The sequence below is a fragment of the Allobosea sp. NPDC003192 genome (assembly GCF_050275675.1).
Lineage (GTDB): Bacteria > Pseudomonadota > Alphaproteobacteria > Rhizobiales > Beijerinckiaceae > Allobosea.
The window spans coordinates 96,614-120,427 of record NZ_JBNNPK010000017.1 but is presented as its reverse complement, the minus strand read 5'-3'; the positions used below and the strand labels follow the sequence as shown (position 1 = coordinate 120,427).

Below are 23,814 nucleotides of genomic sequence, written 5' to 3'. Positions count from 1 at the left end.
GCAAAATCCCTATCCAGTGACGCGGCCAGTGAGCCGGGTGTAGATCACGCCGAGGGCGACGTTGATCAGAAGGACAACGATCGAAACGACCGCGGTGGGGCCGATGTTGACGGCTTGCACAGTTCCTCGGAACGCTTCGAAGCTCAGGGTCGTCGTTGAGCCCAACGGTCCACCGCCTGTCATGACGATGATAAGCGTCATCAGCGTCAGGTACATAATCGACAGGGTGAGCGCGGTGCTTCCCAGGGTCGGGAGGATTTGCGTCAGCGTGACATATCGAAACTTGATGAACGCCCCGCCGCCATCAATTTCCACGGCTTCGTAAAGCTCCTTTGGAATTGACTGCATGGCAGCGGTGGCCATGACCATCACGTAAGGAAACGACCACCATGCAGTGACGATAATGATCAGGGGCAACGCGAGGCCGGGATCACCCAACATGAGGCCAGGCTCAATTCCAACGACCTGCATGAGGTAGGGAATAGGGCCGAACGACGGGTTTAGAAGCCAAAGCCATATGCTGCCCACGACGGACATCGACAGTGTCCAGGGGAACAGAATGAACACACGCAAGATCGATCCGGTCGCGCCGGCGTTGTTCAGGACAAGGGCTGCCGCCATGCCAAGAACCACCGCGCCGGCAAGCGATCCGACAACGTAGGCCAGCGAGATAAACACTGTGTTCCAGAACGCCGGAGAGACGAACACCTCGGTATAATTTGCGAGACCGACGAATCCTGTGAGCTCGTAGTATCTCGTCTTCTGGAAGCTCAACCAGCCAACGAAGAACGTAGGATAGAGCGTGACCAGGAAGAGGATGACTATTGCCGGTGCGAACCAGAGATAGGGAATCCACGAAAAGCGAGCTCGGCTCTGCGTATCCGGTGTGTCGCCAAGAAGACCAGCCCTGGGAGCGGTGGTCGCGGCCTGCGTGTGGCTTGCGGACATTTTGGTTCCGTTCGAGTTCTCTCGACCACGGCTGCAGTCGCGCGCGATGCAACCAGGGAGAAAGTGCTTTAATGCTCAGGACAGGCGGCGGCCGTCGCGCTCGCTGAACACGTGAACGCGCGAAACATCCGGCCTGACCCGAATGGTTTCGCCAGGTTGCGGCAGATCCGAGTCCCGGAAAATGCAAACGATGCTCTGAGACCCGTGGCGAGCAATGACCTGGGTCTCAGCTCCCGTGGGTTCGACGACAGCTACAGTAAGAGCCAATCCATCGTCGCTTCGGACCAGATGCTCCGGCCTCACGCCGTAGACTGCGTCGGATGACAGATGCGCCAGCCTCGACGGCAGAGGCAGCGTCGATCCGTCTTCAAGCTGGAACCGGCCCTTCTCGCAGCTTCCTTTCAAGAAGTTCATGGCCGGAGAGCCGATGAACCCAGCCACAAACATGTTGGCGGGGTTGTTGTAGAGCTCAAGCGGGGCGCCGACCTGCTCCACAATCCCGTCATGCATCACCACGATCTTGTCGGCCATGGTCATGGCCTCGACCTGGTCGTGCGTCACGTAAACGGTTGTGGTCTTCAGGCGCTGATGCAGCTCCTTGATCTCCGTGCGCATCTGCACGCGGAGCTTGGCATCAAGGTTGGAGAGCGGCTCGTCGAAGAGGAAGACCTGCGGATTTCTGACAATCGCGCGGCCCATCGCCACGCGCTGACGCTGACCGCCAGATAACTCACGAGGATACCGGTCGAGCAGCTTTGTGAGGCTTAGAATCTCAGCGGCACGCCGCACGCCCGCTTCGCGCTGCTCACGCGGAGCCTTCTTCAGCTTCAGGGAGAAGCCCATGTTTTCAGCGACGGTCATGTGGGGGTAAAGCGCGTAGTTCTGGAAGACCATCGCGATGTCGCGCTCCTTCGGCGGAACGTTATTCACCGTGCGGCCGCCGATTTGGATCTCCCCGCCCGAAATATCTTCAAGGCCGGCAATCATGCGCAGAAGGGTCGACTTCCCGCACCCGGACGGGCCGACCAGGGTCACGAACTCACCGTCGCGAATGTCGACCGTCACGCCGTGGATCACTGGGGCGGTGCCGTACGTCTTCCGCACCGCTTTGAGCTCAACGTTCGCCACTTGTTTTCTCCCTAATCCGCGGAGCGGTTGTTTTCTGGTTGGCCAGCGATCTGGCTATTAATGGAATGGTATTCCGTTAGCGAGCTTTTTGTCAATTATCTTTCTCGCAGCCGCACAACCCGGCGCGCCATCGAAATTTTTGTCCAATAATTGCAGCTGCCTGAGGCGGTTACGCAGTCGTGGCTTGTCTCGTCGGCGTGGCGATTCTGTAGGGCCAAAGGGCCGATAGTTCCTGCGCAGCCGCCTTTACCTGCTCCCCTACTGCTGGAACGACGAGCGGAGAGAAGCGATGGATGGGGCCGGCAACACTCACGGTGCCTACAACCTGATCTCCGACGCGGATCGGGGCAGCGATTGCAGCGACGCCAGGCTCTGCTTCTTCAATCGCAGCCCCCCAACCTCGCTCCAATGTCTCATCCAAGGCGGCGGAGAATGTCTGCTTGGTCGTGATGACTCGAGGTCCTCCGATATCCGTGCGACCCAGTCCGCTGGCGACTGCGCGAGCCAAAGCCTCGTCTCGGTCGAGCGTCGAAAGCCAAGCTTTTCCATTGGCGGTCATGTGCAAAGGGACCTTCGCAACGAGCTCTGGTTGATAAATCAGTCCGGATCGAGCGCCTTGCGAATGCGCAATCCAGGTTAGGCCGTCAGGATCGACGATCGCGATTCTGCCAAGACCTTCGGTGCTATTTGCCAACCTATCCAAGATCGGCTGGCAAATGTCAGGAATGCGTGTCCCGACTAGAAGTCTCTGCCCTACGACTGCTAGGCGCAGGGAGAGACGATAGAAGCCGCTATCGGCGTCCTGCTCGGCCCATCCAAGGTCGCATAGCGTGGTTACGAGCCGGTGAGCGCCGCTCTTTGGCACGTCGAGGCGCCTGCTGATCTCGCCGAGCGACATGGCGCCAGCGTTCTCGCTTAGCAGAGTGATGAGGTCGAAGCAGCGTTCGACGAGGGATTTGACAAGCCGCATGACACCACGTAGCAAAGAGGTTGTTGGAACGTCATTCCACTAGCACAATTCGCCGGGTTTCGCAAACCTGTGCACCCCCAAATACCCGCCTGAAGATCCGGGAGTCATCAATGCAGCACGACCTGTCGGGAAAGATCGCCGTGGTCACAGGAGCTGGCCGCGGATTGGGGAATGCGATTGCCGAAGTTCTCGCCGGCCGCGGTGCTCATGTGGTCATCACCGATCGCGTGCTCGCTCCCGCCGAACAGGCCGCGGCGTCCATCCGAGCCGCAGGTGGTAAGGCTAGTCCGATCGCCTTCGACGTGGCTGAGCCCGAGCAGGTCGAGCAAGCCTTCGAAAAAATCCGGGCGGAATTGGGCCAGGTGGACATCCTGATCAACAATGCCGGCATTGGCGATTTTGTGAGCTTTCCGGAGATTACCTCCGAAAAGTGGGATCGGATGCTTAACATCCATCTGAAAGGCTCGTTCAATTGCTGCCAAGCCGTGCTCGCAGGCATGAAAGAGCAGAAGTACGGCAAGATCGTCAACGTCAGTTCGGTGGCCGGAAAGCGCGGCGATTTCATCGGCAATGCGCATTACACCGCTGCCAAGGCCGGAATTATCGGCCTGACGAAATCTCTAGCGCTTTACGCTGCCCCATTTGGCATCAACGTCAATGCCGTCGCCCCCGGACTCTTCGCAACGGAGCTCACCGATGGGATGAGCAGCGACATGAAGGCGACGACGATTTCGCGCATTCCCGCGGGCCGCCTCGGTCGCCCTGAAGAGATCGGTCGGGCAACCGCCTTCCTCGTTTCCGACGACGCTAGCTACATCTTTGGCGAGACCCTAAGCGTCAACGGCGGCTCCTACATGGACTGAGTGGCTCAACAGTCGCGTTGTCACGGAGCTTTCTATGAAGATCGCAATATTTGATGTCAGTCATTGGCATTTCCCGCTCTACATCCCGGCGCTGAGCGATCCTGGTGTCGAGTTAGTCGGCATCTCCGATAGCGAAGCGTTTGCGGGCGCGCGTTTCGCGCAGCAGCTGAATTGCAGGCTTTTCGACTCGAACGAAGAGTTGCTCAAAGCGGATTTCGACTTCGCTCTCGTGCTTAGCCGCCATTCCCGGATGGCTGCCCTGGCCGAGCGCCTCACTGACCGCGGCATTCCGTTTCTGATCGAGAAGCCTTGCGGGCTCAATCTGAGGGAGGTTCGTCGAATCCGGCAGTTGGCGGAGCGGCGGCACGTTCACGTCAGCGTTCCGTTTATCAACCGGGTAAGCGACTGGGCTTCACGTCTCTCGCCGGCCGAGGGTTTTACGCCGGAAGGCTTTCAGCATCTGTCCTTCCGATTCATCGTGGGCTTGGCTGATCGCTATGAGCGAAACGGGAACAGCTGGATGCTGGACAAACAACAGGCAGGCGGGGGTTCCCTCCTGAATGTCGGCATTCACTTTATCGACCTGATAGCTTCTCTGACAGGCGCGCAGATCACTCACGTTTCGGCTCAATCGCGGACGTTTCGCCCCGACATAACCGTTGACGAACAGGCCATACTGACTTGCCATAATGCGGCGGGCCAAATTGGCGTGATCGAAACCGGTTACCTGTATCCGTCAACAGCGGAAGACCAGCGCGACTTCGCGTTTTCGATTTCGCATACCGCCTCCTTCGTGCGGGCTTATGCCGACCAACTGTATGTGAAGGGTCGCAACCAGCAGCAAGCGCGATCTACCACTGTCGAGTTCAATACCGACGAATATTACCCGGTGTTTCTCCGACGCAGTTGGGCGGATCTGGCAGAAGGCCGACCTCCCGTCGCGGGTCTCCGCGAAGCGGAACACGCGATCGCTGTCCTGGAGGCATCATACCGTTCCGCCGCCAACGGCGGCACGCCCCAAACCGTCGAACACGCACTGTAGGTCGATACCAGGCCAGTGGCTCTAACCAGCTACGACGCTATCGCGTTCGCCGGCCCCGGGCTCGTTCGAATGCAAAGTAAAAACAAAAGAGCGAGGAGCTTCCCATGTCTTTGTCAGGATCAGGCGTTATCGCCATCTGGAACGATATCACCGATGAAGGTCGTGCCAATTTTTACGAATGGCACGATCGCGAGCATATCCCGGAACGAGTCGGTATTCCGGGCTTTCTGCGCGGTCGCCGTTACATCGCTTTGTCGGGATCGCCGGAATATTTCACGCTCTACGAGGTGCAGCACAAGTCTGTGCTCACTGGCGCGGATTATCTGGCGCGACTGAATAGCCCGACCGAATGGACCACGCGCTCGGTTCAGCACTTCAGGAACACATCGCGTTCGCTTTGCGATGTGGAGCTTTCGCTAGGCGCAGGCTCGGGAGGCTTCATCGGCACGATCCGTTTCGATTCCGATCCCGGTCGTGACGCGGAGCTCCTGAAAGCAATCTCCGGTTCCATCCTGCCGGCGGTGTCAAAGGAGCTCGCTATCTCCGCAGCTCATGTTTGCCGGGCCGATGAAAGCGCGAGCAATGTCAAAACCGCCGAGCAGCGTGGGCGCGCCGCCAACATGGTTCCCCGCTGGGTGGTGATGGTCGAAGGCGCTACGCAGGAAGCGGTCGAGAACGCCCTTTCCACTCATCTGAATGATGCGATTCTTCGCGATCTCGGCGCTCTGGAGGCTCAGCAGGGCATCTACCGTCTGCAGTTTGACCTCGTCGACGCTCGATAATGCCCGCCTGTCTAGGGCACCGGTACCGGTTCCCTAGAAGGTCCAAAAGCGCACCGCGCGCCTCGTCGACGCGCGGCTTCTCCAACAGGAATCCGGGACGATGCAGCCAGTTATCTGCCTCCATGCCGACGACAATGTCGTCATCGCGCGTACGGCGTTGCTGGTTGGTACGCCCGTTGCCGAGGGGGCTGTGACCTCCGTTCGCATTCCTGCAGGGCACAAGGTTGCTATCCGACCAATTGCCCGCGGTGAGCCTGTGCGCCGCTATAACCAAATCATTGGCTTCGCGACCACCGACATTGCCCCAGGGGAACACGTTCATGTTCACAATCTGGGGATGGGCGACTTTGCGAAGGACTATGCCTACGGCAACGACGCAAAGCCTACCGACTACGTCGAAGTTCCCGCCACATTCGAGGGCATTCGCCGTCCCGACGGGCGAGTCGCCACCCGCAACTATATCGGCATCCTCACCTCGGTGAATTGCAGCGCCCATGTGGCGGGCCTCGTAGCCGACGCCTACAAGCGGCATCCACTGATGGGAATCGAGCCCCTCGCTGACTATCCGAACGTCGATGGCGTTGTAGCGCTCACGCACAAGACCGGCTGCGGCATGGCGGATGGAGAGCCTCTTCAACTCTTGCGGCGCACGCTTGCAGGTTACGCGCGGCACCCGAATTTCTCCCACATCGTCGTTCTGGGACTGGGTTGCGAGGTGAATCAGATCAGCGCGATGCTGAAGGAGCACAATCTGACCGACCGTATCCGCAACATGGACATTCAGGCCATGGGCGGCACCCGTAAGACGGTGGAGGCAGGCATGGATTTTGTGCGCGAGGTTTTGACGGACGCGAACCGTGTGCGGCGAGAGACAGTTCCGGCTTGCGAGTTGAAGGTCGCACTGCAGTGCGGCGGCTCGGACGGTTACTCAGGCGTCTCGGCCAATCCTGCTCTCGGCGTCGCAAGCGACCTCGTCGTGCGCAATGGCGGCACGGTGATTCTGTCGGAAACGACGGAAACATACGGCGCCGAGCATCTCTTCACACGACGAGCGGTCAGCCAGGAAGTTGGCGAGAAGCTGGTGAACCTCATGACCTGGTGGGAAGAGTATACCCGCAAGCATGGCGCGGAGATCAACGCGAACCCGTCTCCCGGCAATAAGGCTGGCGGCCTGACGACAATTCTCGAAAAGTCGCTCGGCGCGATGGCCAAGGCTGGCAGCACCAACCTCGTAGACGTGATCAAGTACGCTGAGCCCGTGACCGCGAAGGGATTCGTGTTCATGGACACCCCGGGCTTCGATCCGGTTGCAGCGACCGGGCAGGTTGCCGGTGGCGCAAACGTGGTGTGCTTCACCACCGGGCGAGGCAGCGTATTTGGCTGCAAGCCCGCGCCGTCGATCAAAATCGCCACCAACACTCCTCTCTACAGACGCATGGAGGAGGACATGGACGTAAACTGCGGCACAATCCTTGACGGTGAGGAGAGCGTTGCAGAGTCCGGACAGCGGATATTCGAGCGCATCCTAAAGGTCGCTTCCGGCGAGCGCACGAAAAGCGAGCTCTTCGATTTTGGATCGGCCGAGTTCGCTCCGTGGCCGCTCGGCGTCACTGTCTGACTGGCAGCATCATAGATGTCGAAAGAGATCGCCATGACGCAATCGGGACCCTGCGCCCAACGCCAGAAACCTGGGACCGAATGGCTTCGCGGCTACGAAATCTAATTCCAACAGGAGGGACAATCCGATGAGAGCCTTGGTAAGCGGCGGAAGCCGCGGGATCGGAGCGGCGGTCTGCTTGCGTATAGCTGAAGCCGCGCTTGCGAGAGGCGAGCGCCCGAAGATCGTAGTCTGCGGTCGAGAAGATTCTGAACCGCAGGAGGAAGTTGCCCGTGCGGTGCGGGAGATGGGGGGCGAAGCTATCGCCTTGTCCGGGGACATCAGCAACGTCGACGTAGCAGCCCAGCTTGTGGATGCAACTGTGGCGGCATTCGGAGGCCTCGACGCTCTCGTTTGCAATGCCGGCGTCGCTAGCCCCGGCAAAATTTGCGATCTGTCGGTTGCCGAATGGGACGCGATGTTCGACATCAACCTTCGGGGCGCCTGGCTGCTCGCCAAGAATGCCTACCCTCACCTCAAGGAAAGTCGTGGCGCAGCTTGCTTCACGTCTTCGATGTCGGGACAAATCCCGCACGCGGGATCGGGCGCGTATAGTCCTACGAAAGCCGCGCTTAGGATGCTTGCACAAACACTTGCCTTGGAGTGGGCACCAGACGGAATTCGCTCCAACATCGTCTCTCCGGGCATGACGCACACTCCGATGTCCGCGAAGATGTACGCTGATCCGGAGATTAAAAAAGCGAGAGAAGCGCTGATCCCTCTTTCCCGGATCGGCGATCCGAAAGATATCGCCAACGCGATTGAGTTTATGATCAGCCCGCTATCGAGCTACATCACTGGACAGGACCTGTGCGTCGACGGCGGGTTTAGCAAGTCTATTCTCAGTCATATTCCTGGACGCCCTAGCTCGAAGACCTAGGATGCTCGGCGAAAGGCTTTGTGGCCTTAATCGCCTTGAGAAGCTGAGATCAACGGTACTCCACGGCCTCTTAAGGCCGGCGGGGTTCCGCACGTCCTTGCCACGTAAAGAAATGTCTAGGGAGTGTGATTGAAATGATCATCAATACGTTCTCGTACATCTGGTCCGCGACGGCGGTGGATGCGATGTGTGAACTTACCAAGCACGGTTACCGTGTGTTTGAGGTGCCTATCTGTTCGCCGCATTGTTGGCCCGATGAGATGACGCGGGCCGTTCGTTCGGACGGAAAAAAGCGTTTGCAGGATTGCGGTGCAAGCGTGAGGTGTCTCAACGCCGGTGGGTTCGATATCAATCTGGCGAGTCCAGCAGCAAATATGAGGCGCAAGAGTACAGATCACATCAAGAGTGCGATCGAGCTGGCTTACGATTGGGGGGCGACCGAGATGGTGATTTCACCGGGAATTAGGCGCCCGATGATTTCCCCGTCGCTTCCGAAGACCTTCGGCTGGTTGTACGAAAGTCTGGACGTTTTGTTGCCACGGGCCGAGCAGGCTGGGGTCCGACTTCTATTTGAAAACACGCCATTTTGCTTCAGACCTACATTCGATGAAATGCTCGGGCTCGTGAAGGAAGTTAACAGCGAGAATCTGAAGATCGTTTATGACGTCGCGAACGCCGCCTACATCAAAGAGGATCCCGTCTCGACCCTGCTGTCTGGGCAGGAAGCAATTGGGCTCGTTCATATCTCTGACACGGGCGTCGAGGAATGGGGCCATGACCCAATTGGCACCGGGGTCATCGATTGGGTAGAGCTGGCAAAAGCGGTCGAATCTACCTGCAAAGTCGAAAACGTGGTCCTCGAAATCATCCGCGAGGACGAGCCATTGGGATCCATCAACACCGGCATTGCGGAGCTGAAGAAGAGGGGTTGGAACCTGCAATCCCTCGGCCCACAGCAATGAGTAGCGATCCAGCTGTGGTGTTGGCGGAAGCTCCCTAACCGCGAATTTGCCAGGGCGTTGAGGCCAAAATGCCTCTTCGCCGTGGTGCGCTATTAACCTCTTCCCGATCGTGTTGCGCGAACACGGCAAGCAGCTCGCTAGCCTAGACCAACCACATGACACGTGCCGGCGACGGCGCTTCTTCGATTAGTTGCTCTGCTCCCCTTATCGCAGCAGCGAGATTTGAACGACGGCCCAGCGGTGTCCGGCAGCAGTCGGATTTCGCACCATTGTAGGCGCGCCCGCGCCGCCTCTGCTTCAAAAATGTGAACGGAAGACAGGCCATGAACTCACTGGCATCGCCCTTCAGCAACCCCCGTCAAACTCTGCCCGTCGACGGCTTCGACGGGGCGCTTGCTGGAAGGGTCTGGCGACCAGGCATCGGTCCTTCGGTCGTGGCAATCCGTCAGGAGGGTGTCTTCGACATATCTTCTGCCGCCCCTACCATGAGCCAGCTCGCGGCCAAGGATGACCCAGCGGGCTTTCTGAGGGGGGCTACGGGCGATCTTGTGGGGTCTCTTGATGAGATCATTGCGAACACGATGCCGGAAGGCAGGGACCCGTCGCGTCCTTGGCTGCTTGCTCCCATCGATCTTCAGGTCGTCAAAGCCGCCGGCGTGACCTTTGCCGTGTCCATGCTTGAGCGCGTTATCGAAGAGCGGGCGAGAGGCGATGCCAGCGCGGCGGCAACCATTCGAGCCGAGGTATTGCGCCTCGTGGGTAACGATTTGAGACAGCTCAAGCCAGGCTCGCCCGAAGCCGCCAAGCTAAAGGACGTCCTGGTCGCGCAAGGGGCCTGGAGTCAGTACCTCGAGGTTGGAATTGGCCCCGATGCCGAAGTGTTCACCAAGGCACCCACTCTTTCCGCCGTTGGCACGTTCATGGATGCAGGGCTTCATCCCCGGTCGACCTGGAACAACCCTGAACCCGAAGTCGTGGTTGTGGTCACTGCCGACGGCCGGATCGTTGGCGCGACCTTGGGCAATGACGTGAATCTGCGGGATTTCGAAGGCCGCTCTGCTTTGCTGCTCTCCAAGGCAAAGGACAACAATGCATCGTGTGCCGTTGGACCCTTCATCCGGTTTTTCGACGAGACGTTTTCTCTCGACGACATCCGCAAGACGACCGTTACGCTGACGGTGGAGGGAGAAGACGGCTTCACGATGGAAGGGGCGTCGTCCATCGCTGAAATCAGTCGCGATCCCGAAGATCTCGTGGCCCAGACACTCGGTCCGCACCATCAGTATCCCGACGGCTTCGTCCTGTTCCTCGGCACGATGTTCGCGCCGACGCAGGATCGCGACGTGCCCGGGATGGGTTTCACGCACAAGACCGGCGACATCGTCACCATCGCGGCTTCCGGTTTGGGAGCGCTGACAAATCGTATGAAGCCGAGCTCCTCCTGCGAGCCTTGGACCTACGGCTTGGGCGAGCTGATGGTGAATCTCGCGCAGCGCGGCCTGCTCAGCGGAAGCCCGCGAACACCCTAGCATACGGTTGCAGGGCAAAGGCATCGCCGCATCAGCACGTTTGAGCGCACCGCCGCGGCGAGGCTTTGATTTCGGCCGGTATGCGGACCGCAGGTGCGACAAAACATCGGCGGCGACAAGGTCGCCGCCGCTACAAGCGGGGCCTCACATTTGCGCGGGATCAACGGGCTGTCCCGTTGCCGCAGCACGGAGGATGGCGCTGGCTAGCTGCAGGCTTCGCAAGCCGTCCTCCCCGCTCACGATCGGTTCCTCTTCCCCGCGTATCACGCGGCAGAAGTGCTGGAGCTGCTGGCGATACGCGTCGGCAGTTTGCGCCACGCGGCTTTCGCGGCTGATTGGGCGAGTCCATCCGGGCTCCCCTTCAACTCGATACCGCCAGAGGTGAAGGTCGGGAAACTCAAGTGAGCCTTCGGTGCCCAGGAAGCGGTAGGAGTTTTCTCTGCTGACGGGAAAGCTCGGGTTCTCGCCAGAGTTGGCATCCCACGACCAAGGGGATGGGCTTGCATCGCAACCAACGACTGTACCCAACGCGCCGCTTTCGAAACGCAGCAGGATGCCCACGGTGTCTTCAACGCTGTGCGGTCGCGCCAATGCTGCGGCATCAGCCATGACGCTCGTCACCTCTCCGCAAACGTGTCGAAGCAGATCGACATCATGGACCAAATTCGTCAGGACGGGTCCCGCGCCGGCACGCCGTCGCCATTCAGGCTCGAAGTAGCTGTCGGGCTTTAGCACTGCCCAAATGACATTAACCGCCAATAACCGCCCGATGTCGTGCTTCACGATCTCCCGCGCTCGCGCAACGATCGGGTTGTGGCGCCGGTGATGGCCAACTAGTATTTTCGCGCCGGTCGAATGGGCGCTCGCGATCAATTCTGCCGCTTCACTCGGCTCAGCTGTGATCGGCTTCTCAATCAAGACATGAGTGCCGCGCCCGACGACAGACAAAGCTACGTCCCGATGAAGCTGCGTCGGGACCGCTATAATGACACCATCGACCTCCTCAGTATCCAGCAATTTCTCGACGGACGCGTAATGGCGCACGCCGAGTTCGTTAGCGAATGCCGCGGCACTGGGGTCGGGATCCACGATCCCGGCCAAAAACGTGGAAGTCTCGTCAACGCAGTGCCACACGTGCCGGCGCCCAATTGCTCCGGTCCCAGCCACGGCTATGCGGAGGGGTGCGTTGCCGGCGGATTCTGACGACCTAGCCACGGACTTCCCCCTCCAGCAGGCTGCTTTCCTTGCGCCGTGCTATTCCGGGGATGCGATCCAAAACGGAAAGCGTGAGGCCTCCATCGACGACGATATTTTCGCCCGTGATGTACTGGTTCTCTGGGTCGATCAGGAAGTCGACGGTGCGCGCCACATCATGAGGAGCGCCGATCTGCTGCAACGGTACGATGGCCTCACGCTGCCGGGCGACTGCGGCATCTTCATAAATGGCTTGGGTCAGTGGCGTTCTGATCATCCCTGGCGAAACGCAGTTTACCCGGATGCCGTGCTGACCCCATTCGAGGGCCATATGTTTGCAGAGCATTATCAGAGCCGCCTTCGCTGAACTGTAAGCTCCTGTTTGCCTGTGGGGATGAATGCCTGATTGCGACGAGATCGCCACAACCGCTCCGCGACTGGCCTTCAAATGCGGAAAGCCGGCCTTCGCGAGTAGCCAAGTTGCGCGGCATGTGAGGGCGTACATGTTGTCCCATGCCTCAAGCGACATGTTCTCCAACTGGACCGGGTCCACGGCACCGGCGTTCGATACGATCGCGTCCAGTCCGCCGAATTGATCCGCTGCTGATCGAACAAAATGATCGGGGGTCGCTGCATCGCGCAGATCGCCTTCGAGAATGAGCACCTCACAGCCTTGGCGTCTCAGCTCTCCCTCCAGCTGCTCCGTCTCTGCGCGCCGCTGGCGCACGCACATCGCGATCGCAGAATTCGGCGTGCGAGCGATCTGGCGACAGATCGCGCCGCCGATCCCTTGGCTGACACCGGTCACAACGGCTCGCATCAAATTCATCCTTTCAGCGCGGTAACAGCGGGATTTGGACCAGAGATTTGCCCGGCAGCGGCTGCAAATCGACAAACGGCTGGCCAAGCAACAGTTGATGTTGGTGATCATCCGCCGGCCATGGCCCTCGCCGCAAGGTCGATGGGGCGCAGGCGTTGACAGCCGCCATCGACGTTGATAGAACGCTATTCCATTAGCGAAGTCAACGCTAATCCGAGTAAGGATGGGTGGCTCTCGACGGGTCGAGCTCACGATTTGGTGTAAGACTTGGAGAAAATGACCATCTTGAAAGCTGATTCGGCTGTAAAATAGGAGATATATCGCGCAGTGAGGCGCGGTATTCCAGTTATAGGCCTCTGATTGCCGTCCAGCGCAGTCTCGCATACGGCGAATTGACAGGTAGAGGCGATCTCATTCTACGAGAATCGGGATCTATAATTCGAAAGATCGGATCCCAGAGAAGGAACTGCGTTCCAATTAGTCCGCGCGGTGGCCTCGTGGACAGGCCTTTTGGTGGCGCTTCGGAGCTTATGCCGCCTGTGCCGCAAACGAAAAACAACTGAAAAGGGGGATCTTATGAGCTTGAGAGACGGCAAGACGGGGCCTTCGCGGCGGTCGGTCATTGGCGGCCTTGCCGCATCGACTGTCACTGGCGCGGGGCTCGGCAGAGGAGCGGCCCAATCAGGCGCCATCACTGAGATCAGCTACAACGGCTTTTTGGATCCCGCGAACCTCAATGATCCGCGCTCGGCCGCGCAAAACCGCATGATCGAGGCGTTCGAACAATCGCATCCGTCAATCAAGGTAAGGGTCATTGTTGATCCTACCGGGGCAAACGGGGCACGCGCTGCGAGAGCCAAGTCGAATTCGCCGGACGTAATCCGTGTCGCGAATTTCCAGCAGCCAGAGTATGCGGCAACCGGATCGATTCTACCCCTCGATGATCTCGTAAGGCGCGATGGTATCGATCTGAATGACTGGCTGATTCCGCTGGAGCAAACCAAAGTCAACGGTCGACTCTGGGGGTTGCAGCAGGATTTCAGAATCCCGATCCTCTTTTACCGAAAGAGCCGCTTCCTTGAGGGTCAGGTCACCGCGCCGCCTCGAACCTACGCAGCAGTTGGCGACTTGGGTCCCAAGCTGACGAAAGGCTCGACGATCGCGTATGCCATTCCTTTGGGGGTCACCGGCGGGATTGGCGGCGCGCAGGCATTCAACGAATTCATCATCAGTTCGATCCTCGCAGGGAATACCGGCGCGCTGTTTGCTCCCGATGGCCGAGGCATCGCATTTACAGATGAGCGGCTCCTTTTGGCGGCAGAAACCATCCGCACTCTGTTCGCGAAGAAGGCATCAACCAATATTTCCCTGCAGTACGGTTACAACGAGTTGCAGGATGCGCTGCGTTCCGGAACCGTGGCTTCTGCGACATTCGGCCTCTTCCGCTTTAGAACGATGGATCGCTCGATCGCCAACAATGATCTTGCCTGGGCGGTGGCTCCATCCATTGAGGAAAACGACAAGCAGGCAGCTTATGGATTTCAGCTGAGCATCAACGCAAACTCGCCGCGAAAAGATGCCGCCTGGGAGTTCATAAAATACATGACCAGCCCGGCAGCGCAGACCATTGCCGCGAGTGGGGGTGAAGTCGTTGCCCGGGCCAGCGTGTACAAGGCCCCCTCCCTCCTGGCGCCTGAGGCAGCTGACCTTCAGGGCTGGAAGAAGCTCGTACAAGAGCGTGGCCGCCTTGTAACGTATTCGGTGATCCAATCAACGTTCAATCAGATCGTTGGCGAGGCTTTTCAGCGAATGATTTTGCGCGATAGCCGGCCAGAGGCTGTCCTTTCGGAAGTAAAATCACGCTACGAGGAAGCGCTCGCGAAAGCGTGACGCAAAACGGCAGCTTCGTCCATGTAGTCGAAGCTGCCTTTAAATCTCCAACGATGCTGCACAGTCGTTCATGGCGAACATGAACGCGCCCGAGTTCCTGTGAGCTCCGTGCAGGCGCAGCCTAGGTCACAGTTGCCGTAACTCAAACGCCGGTGAGGACGAATTTGTCATGAGGTATCGCTTTCTGGGTCGAACCGGGCTTCAAGTTAGTGAGTACATGCTCGGAACGATGAGCTACGGGTCGGACGGAAACACCGACGAGAATGAGTGCATCAGTATCGTGCACGCCGCCCTCGATCGGGGGATCAATTTCATCGACACAGCAGACACCTATTCCCACGGTGAGGCCGAGGAGATTGTTGGAAAGGCTCTCGCGGGTCGACGCGACAAAGTCGTTCTTGCCACCAAGTTCAGGTTACCAGCGAGCAGTGAGCGGAACGACCAAGGAGGGTCTCGCTACTGGATCATGAAGCAGGTCGAAAACAGTCTCCGCCGGCTGAAGACTGATCACATCGACCTCTACCAAATGCACCGCCCGGACCCACACACGGACCTGGACGAGACGCTGGGAGCCCTCACCGACCTGGTCTCTCAAGGCAAGGTCCGATATCTCGGTTGCTCCACATTTCCCGCCTGGTATCTCGCCGAAGCACAGGCTGTGAGCCGCCTGCAAAAGCTGTCGCGGTTCGTGAACGAAAGTTCTCCTTACTCGCTATTTCAGCGAACGGTCGAGAGGGAAACAATGCCGGCCGTCCAGCACTACAGGATGGGGTTCACGGCATGGAGCCCCCTCAACGGAGGCTGGTTGACGGGGAAGTACCGGTCCGACGGAGCGGTTCCTGTCGGTTCAAGGGCCGAGCGAGTTCAGGGGCAATGGGGAGAGCACTATCCGATTTTGCAGACGCGTTTTGATATGACGCGTCCTGGCAACCAGAAGAAATTCGAGATCCTATCCAAGCTTGAGGCAATCGCCAAAGGGGTCGATCTCCGCCTCATGTCCATGGCGATGGCCTTCCCACTTGCGAATCCTGCGGTTACCTCGGTCATCCTCGGCCCCCGCAAGCTTGAGCAATACAAGGACATGGAAACAGGCTTTGATACGCAACTCAACGCGTCAACGCTTGATCAGATAGATATGCTTCTTCCTCCAGGTAATCTCATCGAAGAAGCGGATCGCGGCTACGTTTCGCCCTGGATGACGCCAGAGGTGCGCCGAGAAGGGGTGTCAAAGATTAGAGCATATTGAACCGAGATCATTGCTCGGCCCGCCCGAAGCTGGAGTTTCCGGCGTTCTGATCCGATGGATCGCCGGAAGGTAGCGTTTCCGGCCTTCGATCACGGCGGTGAGCTGGGCATGCCGCCGGGATTTTGCAGCAGGATCGGAGGCTTGTTGCCAATGGGCCCGTTCGGCCGATGATCGTTGTAGTGTCTCAGCCAAGCCTCCACCTTTTCGGCCGCATCCGAAAGCGTCAGGAATCAATGCGTGTTCAGAGATCGCTGCGGAAGCGGCCGTTGAACGCCTCGATGCAGGCATTGTCGGTGGGCTTGCCTGACCGTGAGAAGTCGAGGGCGACGCCCTTGGCATAGGCCCAGAAGTAGAGGTCGCGGCTGACGAACTCGGATATCTGATCGTCTTCGGCTAGCGCGGTTTCGCGCAGACCCTCTCCAGCGTGACGACGACGCTTCCATTGGAATCCGCTCGACAAGAGCGCGCTTGCACACGGATTGGCGAGGAAATTACTTGGCGTCCAAACGATAGACCCTGTCGCCCAGGACATCTTTTACGAAGTCTAGTATCGGCGTGGCTGTGGTCATATCGTCCGTATTCAGGTTCAAGACCTCCGATATGTGGTTCTGACGCGGCAGTTGCGTGTATCGCGGACAGCCCTTTCGCTTCTCGCACAGAACGGAAATATGCGTGTACGTGCCCCATTCGATATCCGCTGGATCGAGCTCGGCGCCGATCACCAGGGTTGGTATCAGTTTTCCCTCATATCTGGCTAAGCTCTCCTTATTCGAGTTCGTCGTCCAGTTCTGCTGGTCTGCGCCATAATATGCCGACGCTACGGCGGGAATGCCTATGTTAATAGACGACGACAGGAATATCGCGCCTACCATTGCGGGCCCCTCTTTCGGTTGAACGGAGGCATTGTAGAGATACTCGCCCAGCACCATGCCTCCAGCTGATTGGCCAGCGAAAAAAACCTTGCGTGGATCGCCGCCAAATTCAGCTATATGCTTCTGAATCCATTGTTCTACTGCTGCAACATCCTGTCCTGCGCTTGGGAACCGGGCGTCAGGTACGAGGCGATAGTTCATCGTGATGCCGATCATGCCGCGATTGGCGGCGAAGTAACCGACGTTTGCGAAGGCCAGACCTCCGGTCTCCGATTGACGCTTGTCTCCGATGCGCATACCGCCGCCATGAATGAACACCAGAACCGGCAAGTCCTTTGCCCCCTCAGGAACAAACACATCTAATTTATTCCGTTCGTGGCTGCCATAAGGGATATCGTGCGATACTTTGACACCGCTGGTCTTCTGTTTGGCGAGGATGGGCGTATAGATGGCGAATGTCTTCTGGGCCACATCTCCACTCCACGCCTTTCCGATTTCTCGGACCTGATCGAGAGCCTTGATAGCTGCCCCTTCCTGTGCTTCGAGCGGAGAATTTGTCACAAAACATGCAAACAAAGCGGCCGCGATCATTTCCGTTTTGCGCGCAAGTATTGCCTTTAGAGGGAAATATAACACTGCATTTTCTCCCGTTTTGTAATTTATACTTGGTCGTTCATCTTCACCAAGGATTTTGCTGAAATGGCCGCAGTCCATACGGGACGGGCCGGTCGATGTTGGTGGTCGTCTGGCAGAGCCCGGCCCAGATCGACCGTCCCGTGCATAGCTAGGTTCGACACCGCGGGTCGCTCGCTCGTCACGCTTCGCTGTCGGGCTGCACGGCCGGGCGCGCATCGGCGAAAGCGGGAAGCGACGCGCAGGCTTCCGCGATCGCCTTGAGGCGCGGAAATCGGGTCTGGTCCACACCGAAGCGCTCGGCGGCGAACAGTTGTGGTACAAGGCAGATATCGGCGAGCCCGGGAGCGTCGCCGAAGCAGAAGTCGCCGCGCCGCTCACCCCGGACAAGCAGGCTCTCGCAGGCTGCTAGGCCATCCCCGATCCAGCGCCGGCACCAGGCGTCGAGGGCCGTCTGGTCCTGTCCAAACTCGGTTCTGAGATAGTCGAGGACCCGCAGATTCTGCAGAGGGTGAATATCGCAGGCCACCGCCAGCGCGAACGCGCGCACCCTCGCCCGCAAACCAGCCTCTCTCGGCAGAAGCGGAGGCGTCGGCACGGTCTCGTCGAGCCACTCGATGATCGCCAGCGACTGGGTTAGCACCGACTCCCCCGTATCGAGCGCCGGGACCAGCGCTTGGGGGTTGAGCTCGCGGTAGGCATCCTGCTTTTGCTCGCCGCCGCCCCGGCGCAGATGCACCGGGACGAAATCCGGGGAAACGCCCTTGAGATTGAAAGCGATCCGGCAACGATAAGCGGAGGAGGATCGAAAGTAGCCGTAGAAGATCATTCTGCAGCTCCGATCACGAGCTCGACCGGCGCCAGGCCGTCGATCTCGCCACGGATAACGTCGCCCGCGGCGACAGCACCGACCCCAGCCGGCGTCCCGGTATAGATCAGGTCACCAGGCGCGAGATGATAGAAGCGTGACAAGTGGACCACGATCTCAACTGGCGACCAGACCAGATCGGACAGGTGAGCGTCCTGCCTCACATCGCCATTCACCAAAAGCGAGATGCGCTGCGGGCCGATTTTCACAACCTCGGATGCCGGGGTAATCAGCGCCATTACAGCAGAGGCCTCGAAGTTTTTGCCGAGATCCCACGGACGCTGCTTAGCGCGCGCGTCGAGCTGCAGGTCGCGGCGCGTCATGTCCAGTCCCGCGGCATAGCCAAAGATCGCCCTCTCGGCCTCCTCGGCTGTCGCCCGAAAGACCGACCGGCCGAGTGCGATCACGAGTTCCATCTCGTAGTGGTAGTTCGCGGTGCCCGGCGGGTAGGCGATGGTCGAGCCGGAGTCCACGATCGCTTGAGCATCCTTCAGGAAGTAGAAGGGCGCCTCGCGATCGACTTCAACACCCATCTCGGCAGCGTGATCGGCGTAGTTGCGGCCCACGCAGAAGACCCGGTGGATGGGATAAAGCGCGTCTTCACCCGATACGGCGACCGCGGGGTAGCGTGGCGAGGGAAACAACCGGGGGGTCTCGGAAAGACTGGGCACGGTGCCGGCGTGTTGCATGGCTTTCGACATCGGGTTTCCTATGCTTGTTCGTTCAGGTCGGATGGACCCGTCGCCGCCGGGATGGTGGCACTCGAAGACAGGCGCCGGGGCGGCCCGCCAACGAGCCAGCTTGCCAGATCGGCTGCGGTCCCTTCGATCACCTGCGGGGAGGTGGAATGACCGAGTGAGACGGGGTTTGGTCGGTCAGTCGGCAGCAACACGAAGACGCCCGTTCCGGACCATGCGGAGGCCGCCTCTTGGAGAAGCGCGTCGACCACTGCTGGAGGAATATCGAGGAAGCCCCCGTCGGCGTGCAGACAAGCCGCATGCCGCCAGATCGAAAGGGCGCGGGTCCGGGGCGTGTCCCGCACTCGAACTGCCGACCCGTCTGGTAATCGGATCTCGGCATCCCACGCGACAGAGTTGAGATCGCGCCACTCGACGTTCAGGTGCACCTCTGAATGGCGGAAAAGGTTGCGCAGCGCTTCGGCTGGAAGTGTGGTCGCGAATTCGACGTCGTGCAGGATGCGCACGAACGGGTCGCTTTCCGGTTGGCAGACACCACTGCGCGCCCATTCGCAGATCTGCGCGAGTGCGCGGGCCTCGTAGCTGACGACCGCGACAATCGCGCTGGCAGATCGTCGACTGGTAAGCTCATCATTGGTCAAATCGTTGAGCTTTCGGGCGAAAGCGGCGGTGCCAAGTCGAGCCCAGCCCAGCTCGGTCGCTGGCGCGGCCGCATCGTCAAAACGTGCGCCCGGGCCGAGCCGTTGCGCCAGTTGAGCACGACGAGCTTCCGATCCGATCATCTCGCATCAGCCTCGACCTGCGAGCGCGCGAAGCAGAGCCTTTCCATGATGGGTGCATCCGAAAATCGGAAGAGATCGAATTCCGATTCTGCCTGCAATGACCAGCGAATCCAGGACGGGACAACGAAGAGGTCGCCTTTTTCCAGCGTTCGGGTCTCACCATCCAGAACGACGGCGCCGCGGCCATCGAACACCTGGAATACGCTTGAGCCGACCTCCCGCCGGACCGGCGTCTTCGTCCCGGCGCGTATGCGGTGGAATTCGGCGCGGATGGTCGGCATCACGTCGCCGCCCGTCGTCGGATTGACGTAGCGGATAGCCGCGTGTCCTTGTTCGACGGTTGCGGGCTGACCCTCCTCCTCGAGCAGCAATTGCTCCGCAAGGGCGCGGTCGGTGTTCTCCCAGCGATAGGCACCAATTGGCGAGGAGACCGTGTTCTCCAAACCAGAGAGCGGGCGGAGTCCTGGATGGCACCAGAGACGCTCGCTGCGCGAGAATGCGGGGGTCGCATAGTCCGTCACCCGCTCTGATCCGAACTCGAAGAAACCCACGTCGTTGTGCTGGCTGAAAGGGATGTCCAGCCCGTCGATCCACGCCATCGGATGGTCGGTCTCGTTGTGGTGCCCGTGGAAATTCCAGCCAGGCGTCAGCAGGAAGTCGCCTCGGCTCATGCGCACGGGATCTCCATTGACGACCGTCCACACACCTTCCCCTTCCACGACAAAGCGAAAGGCATTCTGGGAGTGGCGGTGCTCGGGCGCCGTCTCCTTCGGCCCCAGATACTGGATCGCAGCCCAGAGAGTCGGGCTGATATAGGCCCGCCCATCGAGGCCGGGATTGGCGAGGCCGATCGCTCGCCGCTCACCACCACGCCCGACGGGCACAAGATCGCCGGAGCGCTGCGCAAGCGGATAAAGCGTCGACCACTTCCAGACGTGTGGCACCGCCCGGGGTCGCGGATGGAACGGCATGAGGTCATTGGTCTGAGTCCATAGCGGCATCAGGTTGTTGGCCTCGAAGTTGGCGTAGAGCTCGCGCAATGCCGCCTCTTCTTCAGCCGTGGGGGCCGCGACAACCGAGGCGTCCGATATCGTTCCCTGCATGTGCGGTCCTCCTTAGGTCCGAGTGCTCGGCGGCTCCCCAGCCGCCAGAACAGTGGGACGATCCGCGTTCAGTTAAGAATGGTGTGATCCGGACTCACTCGCGCCTGGACCGAGATTTCCTGTCAGTGCCCGACATCAGGCGGGTTGATTTCTCGTGGTCGCCGCTGACTGCCTGATGAAGCCGCTTACGGCCGCGCCGAAGGCAGAAGGCTGGTCGATTTGCATCAGGTGGCCGGCGCCATCGAGAATAGTGAGGCGTGCATTGCCGATGAGGCCTGCGATAGCCTCGCCATAGGGACGCGGCAGTACCGCATCGTCCTCTGCCCAGATGATGTGGGCGGGCACGCTGATGCGGTGCAGCCACTTGTGCAGGTGGGGGTCGAACAGTCGAGGCTCAGACGCGAGCAACATGAAGGTTTCGCGGTTGCGCGCCGCGATACGCTCCTGCTCCGGCGTCATTGTCCGCGCCAGATAGGCCTGTGCCGCCGCCGGCGTGCGGAACATGTTGCGCGCGAAGTCATCACGCGACCACAGGAAGATGTCGCCCTTGGGCACGCCCAGGACATCGACGCCTGCAGCCCCCGCGACGGTGAGAGACGCGAGATGTTCCGTGTTTCGTACCGCCAGTTCCAGCGCCAGCCAACCGCCTAGGGAATGTCCGACTAGGTGGACATTGCGGAGGCTCCGCGCCTGTAGGTAGTCGAGATAGAAGTAGGCGAGATCGTGCATAGTGGCGAGCCAGGCCGGCCGCTCGTTGGCGCCGAAGCCTGGATGCTCCGTCACCAGAACCCGGAAGCTTTGGGCCAATTCTGCGAGAAATGGCGCAGGCTGACCGTCCACGAAGAAGTCGGCGGCCCCTCCCGCACCGTGCAGAAAAAGAAGCGTCGGCCCTTCTCCGCCCTCCCATGTCCTGAGTGGGACATCGTTCAGCAGGGCGACGCTCGACGTGAAGCCATTCATATCGTTCATGCCTTTTGAGACGGGTTTGGATCGCAACGACGGCTCGTATGCGTGGGCCACGCGCATCATGCGGCACTGCTGATCTGCGCCACGGGCTCGCGAGCCTCCTCGGCGACGCGATGATGGCCGATTAATCCTTCGAGCTTGGCCTTGATCAACAGCGCTGTGTAGCGGGAGAACGAGCGGCACATCGTGATCGTCCCGCCGACGACGTGGAAGTTTTCCTGTCCAGTAGCGCGGAACATGTTGCGAAGCTCGCCATCCGGACCGATGCCCCAGATCGGCCCGACACGATCGGCCACGTCATCGCCGATCAACACGCGAACCGCTTCCTGAAGGGGCTTCCAGCCCGTCGCGAGAACGAGCAGGTCCACCTTGAGGCGTGATCCATCCGAGAAGACGGCCTGCGTGCCCTCCAGGCGATCGATTCCAACGCCCGACTTCAACTTGATTTGGCCATTGGCGATGAGATCGGATGCGCCAACGTTCAGGTAATAGCCGCTGAGACGTCGCAGCAACTTCATGAAGAAGCCCGTATCGTCTTCTCCATTGTCGAGCGCAAAGCCTACAGCACGAAGGCGCTCGTGCAGGTCGCGGTCTTCATATGCCATCTGGCGGCTGAGCGGCCCATGGAGGCGGCGCACGAGATCATAGGGCATCGAGGCGCTGATGATGTCGACGTCGTCGATCGCGCGGACACCCTCATTGCGACGATAAATCTCCGTTGCCTTGGCTGCGCTCGGCACGATGCTGACCACCGTCGTCGAGGAGCGCTGCAGCATCGTCACGTCAGCGCCCCGCATATAGAGATCCTGCGCGATGTCATGGGCGCTCGTACCGGCGCCGATGACGAGCACAGACCGGCCCCTAGTCGACACGTCGTCGGTCCGCCCGCTCGAATGGATAACCGTGCCCTCGAAGGCCTCGAGTCCCTTGATGTGCGGGATGTTCGGAAGGCCGCTCACACCGATGGCCAGTACGAGGTGGCTTGGCCGCATTGTCCTCTCGCCGCCGTCGGACGTGCGCAGCCGCACCGTCCACCGGCCGTCCGATTCATCAAAGTCCGCGCCGAGGAATTCTGTCCGTGTCCAGACGTTGAGTTCCATCGCCTCAGCGTAGAACTCCATCCAATTCGCAAGCTTGTCCTTGGGCAGGTAAACGGGCCAGCTTTCGGGATAGGCCATGTAGGGAAAGTGGTTGCTTGCGATCTCGTTATGCAGCGTGAGCGAGTGATACCGCTTGCGCCAGACATCGCCGACCCTTTCGTCGCGATCCACAACCAGCGCGTCGACATCTAGGTGACGCAGGCGTGCGGCGAGCATGAGCCCGGCCTGCCCCGCTCCGACAATGAGAACCTGCGGGTGCCGGTCGTCATACGCCTGCGCCGCGACCCGGCGATCGAGCCAGTTCTTGGTCCCGTCTTCCACCGGCCGCAAGAACGTGCCGTCGCGGTTGGAGCGCCCGTGTTCGGGAAAGCCCTTCAGTGCAACCATGGCCGTGAGAAACGTCGCGGCCTTCAGACCTTCGCCGCCCGGCTCGGCGCCCTGCACGAGCCGGAGGTATCCGCGGGCGGAAGCGAAATCTGTCTCGAACGTGAAGAAGCCCTCGATCGTCGGGCCGAACTCGCCGAGGACGCCGGCAATGGCCTCACCCTCCAGGCGCAGGTTGCGCGGACGCATGGCGGATTCGGTCACCATCAGCCCGGTCTCCACCTCGGAGAACCCGTGACACGTCTGCAGATCCCAGGTGAGCGCGAGAAGATCTCTCCAGTATCCGTCTGGGTGGAAGAGGTCCCTGACACGTGACCCGGCTTGACCGGCCATATGCTCTTCGAAATCGGCAAGCCACCTCGTCAGGGCTTTACTGCGGCTCTCCGCCGTCATTTCCGGATTGTTCATCGAAAGATCCCTCAATTGCTCATCTCGACCGGGGGCTGCCCGAAGTCCGAGACCTGGTCTCGACCGATAGGGGCGTTTGGCCAGCCTCA

Annotated in this window: 21 protein-coding genes and 1 pseudogene; 9 read left to right on the top strand and 13 right to left on the bottom strand. The window is 59.9% G+C overall.

The features are described from left to right. Positions 1–9: 9 nt before the first annotated feature. The 3 genes from ACQKLX_RS21515 to ACQKLX_RS21505 all read right to left on the bottom strand — a co-directional run bounded on the left by ACQKLX_RS21515 (position 10) and on the right by ACQKLX_RS21505 (position 3,046). Entirely contained in the window at positions 10–948 is a 939-nt protein-coding gene (locus ACQKLX_RS21515) for a carbohydrate ABC transporter permease (RefSeq protein WP_427363599.1), read from the bottom strand. A gap of 75 nt (positions 949–1,023) precedes the next feature. After that, complete coding sequence (locus ACQKLX_RS21510; protein WP_427363598.1) at positions 1,024–2,076, bottom strand: ABC transporter ATP-binding protein; 1,053 nt, start codon at positions 2,074–2,076, stop codon at positions 1,024–1,026. A gap of 169 nt (positions 2,077–2,245) precedes the next feature. Continuing rightward, complete coding sequence (locus tag ACQKLX_RS21505) at positions 2,246–3,046, bottom strand: IclR family transcriptional regulator (RefSeq protein WP_427363597.1); 801 nt, start codon at positions 3,044–3,046, stop codon at positions 2,246–2,248. 110 nt (positions 3,047–3,156) lie between these two features. Between ACQKLX_RS21505 and ACQKLX_RS21500 the strand changes: the two genes are divergently transcribed. The 7 genes from ACQKLX_RS21500 to ACQKLX_RS21470 all read left to right on the top strand — a co-directional run bounded on the left by ACQKLX_RS21500 (position 3,157) and on the right by ACQKLX_RS21470 (position 10,761). Continuing rightward, complete coding sequence (locus tag ACQKLX_RS21500) at positions 3,157–3,909, top strand: SDR family NAD(P)-dependent oxidoreductase (RefSeq protein WP_427363596.1); 753 nt, start codon at positions 3,157–3,159, stop codon at positions 3,907–3,909. Between the two features lie 34 nt (positions 3,910–3,943). After that, a complete protein-coding gene (locus ACQKLX_RS21495) occupies positions 3,944–4,951 on the top strand; it encodes a Gfo/Idh/MocA family protein (protein WP_427363595.1) in 1,008 nt (335 codons plus the stop codon). 104 nt (positions 4,952–5,055) lie between these two features. Next, positions 5,056–5,733, top strand: coding sequence for a hypothetical protein (locus tag ACQKLX_RS21490; protein ID WP_427363594.1), 678 nt, complete (start codon positions 5,056–5,058; stop codon positions 5,731–5,733). A 100-nt stretch (positions 5,734–5,833) separates the two neighbouring features. After that, positions 5,834–7,351, top strand: a complete 1,518-nt coding sequence (locus ACQKLX_RS21485) for a UxaA family hydrolase (protein ID WP_427363593.1) — start codon at positions 5,834–5,836, stop codon at positions 7,349–7,351. Between the two features lie 127 nt (positions 7,352–7,478). Next, positions 7,479–8,270, top strand: a complete 792-nt coding sequence (locus tag ACQKLX_RS21480; protein WP_427363592.1) for an SDR family NAD(P)-dependent oxidoreductase — start codon at positions 7,479–7,481, stop codon at positions 8,268–8,270. Positions 8,271–8,404: 134 nt separating this feature from the next. Further along, complete coding sequence (locus ACQKLX_RS21475) at positions 8,405–9,232, top strand: sugar phosphate isomerase/epimerase family protein (protein WP_427363591.1); 828 nt, start codon at positions 8,405–8,407, stop codon at positions 9,230–9,232. A 323-nt stretch (positions 9,233–9,555) separates the two neighbouring features. Continuing rightward, complete coding sequence (locus ACQKLX_RS21470) at positions 9,556–10,761, top strand: fumarylacetoacetate hydrolase family protein (protein WP_427363590.1); 1,206 nt, start codon at positions 9,556–9,558, stop codon at positions 10,759–10,761. A 144-nt stretch (positions 10,762–10,905) separates the two neighbouring features. Here the strand turns inward: ACQKLX_RS21470 and ACQKLX_RS21465 are convergent, their stop codons facing one another. Beyond that, a complete protein-coding gene (locus tag ACQKLX_RS21465) occupies positions 10,906–11,928 on the bottom strand; it encodes a Gfo/Idh/MocA family protein (protein WP_427363589.1) in 1,023 nt (340 codons plus the stop codon). Positions 11,929–11,968: 40 nt separating this feature from the next. After that, the gene (locus ACQKLX_RS21460; protein ID WP_427363588.1) at positions 11,969–12,886 is read right to left on the bottom strand and encodes an SDR family NAD(P)-dependent oxidoreductase; all 918 of its coding nucleotides are present in this window, start codon (positions 12,884–12,886) and stop codon (positions 11,969–11,971) included. A 465-nt stretch (positions 12,887–13,351) separates the two neighbouring features. Here ACQKLX_RS21460 and ACQKLX_RS21455 point away from each other — a divergent pair, with 465 nt between their 5' ends. Both ACQKLX_RS21455 and ACQKLX_RS21450 read left to right on the top strand, forming a co-directional pair. Then, complete coding sequence (locus tag ACQKLX_RS21455; RefSeq protein ID WP_427363587.1) at positions 13,352–14,665, top strand: extracellular solute-binding protein; 1,314 nt, start codon at positions 13,352–13,354, stop codon at positions 14,663–14,665. A 229-nt stretch (positions 14,666–14,894) separates the two neighbouring features. Next, complete coding sequence (locus tag ACQKLX_RS21450; RefSeq protein ID WP_427363586.1) at positions 14,895–15,911, top strand: aldo/keto reductase; 1,017 nt, start codon at positions 14,895–14,897, stop codon at positions 15,909–15,911. 89 nt (positions 15,912–16,000) lie between these two features. Here ACQKLX_RS21450 and ACQKLX_RS21445 read toward each other — a convergent pair. The 8 genes and pseudogenes from ACQKLX_RS21445 to ACQKLX_RS21410 form a co-directional block, all read right to left on the bottom strand. Next, positions 16,001–16,346: pseudogene (locus ACQKLX_RS21445) on the bottom strand (integrase core domain-containing protein); the annotation flags it as partial. A gap of 56 nt (positions 16,347–16,402) precedes the next feature. Continuing rightward, positions 16,403–17,419, bottom strand: coding sequence for an alpha/beta hydrolase (locus tag ACQKLX_RS21440; RefSeq protein ID WP_427363585.1), 1,017 nt, complete (start codon positions 17,417–17,419; stop codon positions 16,403–16,405). 178 nt (positions 17,420–17,597) lie between these two features. Next, a complete protein-coding gene (gene maiA / locus ACQKLX_RS21435) occupies positions 17,598–18,245 on the bottom strand; it encodes a maleylacetoacetate isomerase (protein ID WP_427363584.1) in 648 nt (215 codons plus the stop codon). Continuing rightward, on the bottom strand, positions 18,242–18,985 hold the full coding sequence (locus ACQKLX_RS21430) for a fumarylacetoacetate hydrolase family protein (RefSeq protein ID WP_427363583.1): 744 nt from the start codon (positions 18,983–18,985) through the stop codon (positions 18,242–18,244). Before ACQKLX_RS21430 ends, maiA begins: the two co-directional genes overlap by 4 nt. A gap of 8 nt (positions 18,986–18,993) precedes the next feature. Further along, positions 18,994–19,764 carry a DinB family protein gene (locus tag ACQKLX_RS21425; protein WP_427363582.1) on the bottom strand — a complete coding sequence of 257 codons (771 nt, stop codon included), beginning with the start codon at positions 19,762–19,764 and terminating at the stop codon, positions 18,994–18,996. Next, positions 19,761–20,867, bottom strand: coding sequence for a cupin domain-containing protein (locus tag ACQKLX_RS21420; RefSeq protein WP_427363581.1), 1,107 nt, complete (start codon positions 20,865–20,867; stop codon positions 19,761–19,763). Before ACQKLX_RS21420 ends, ACQKLX_RS21425 begins: the two co-directional genes overlap by 4 nt. 135 nt (positions 20,868–21,002) lie before the next feature. Continuing rightward, positions 21,003–21,896: an alpha/beta fold hydrolase gene (locus tag ACQKLX_RS21415; RefSeq protein WP_427363580.1), complete on the bottom strand. Its 894-nt coding sequence runs from the start codon at positions 21,894–21,896 to the stop codon at positions 21,003–21,005. After that, positions 21,893–23,725 carry an FAD-dependent oxidoreductase gene (locus ACQKLX_RS21410; protein WP_427363579.1) on the bottom strand — a complete coding sequence of 611 codons (1,833 nt, stop codon included), beginning with the start codon at positions 23,723–23,725 and terminating at the stop codon, positions 21,893–21,895. The genes ACQKLX_RS21415 and ACQKLX_RS21410 overlap by 4 nt, the downstream gene beginning before the upstream one ends. Positions 23,726–23,814 lie beyond the last annotated feature (89 nt).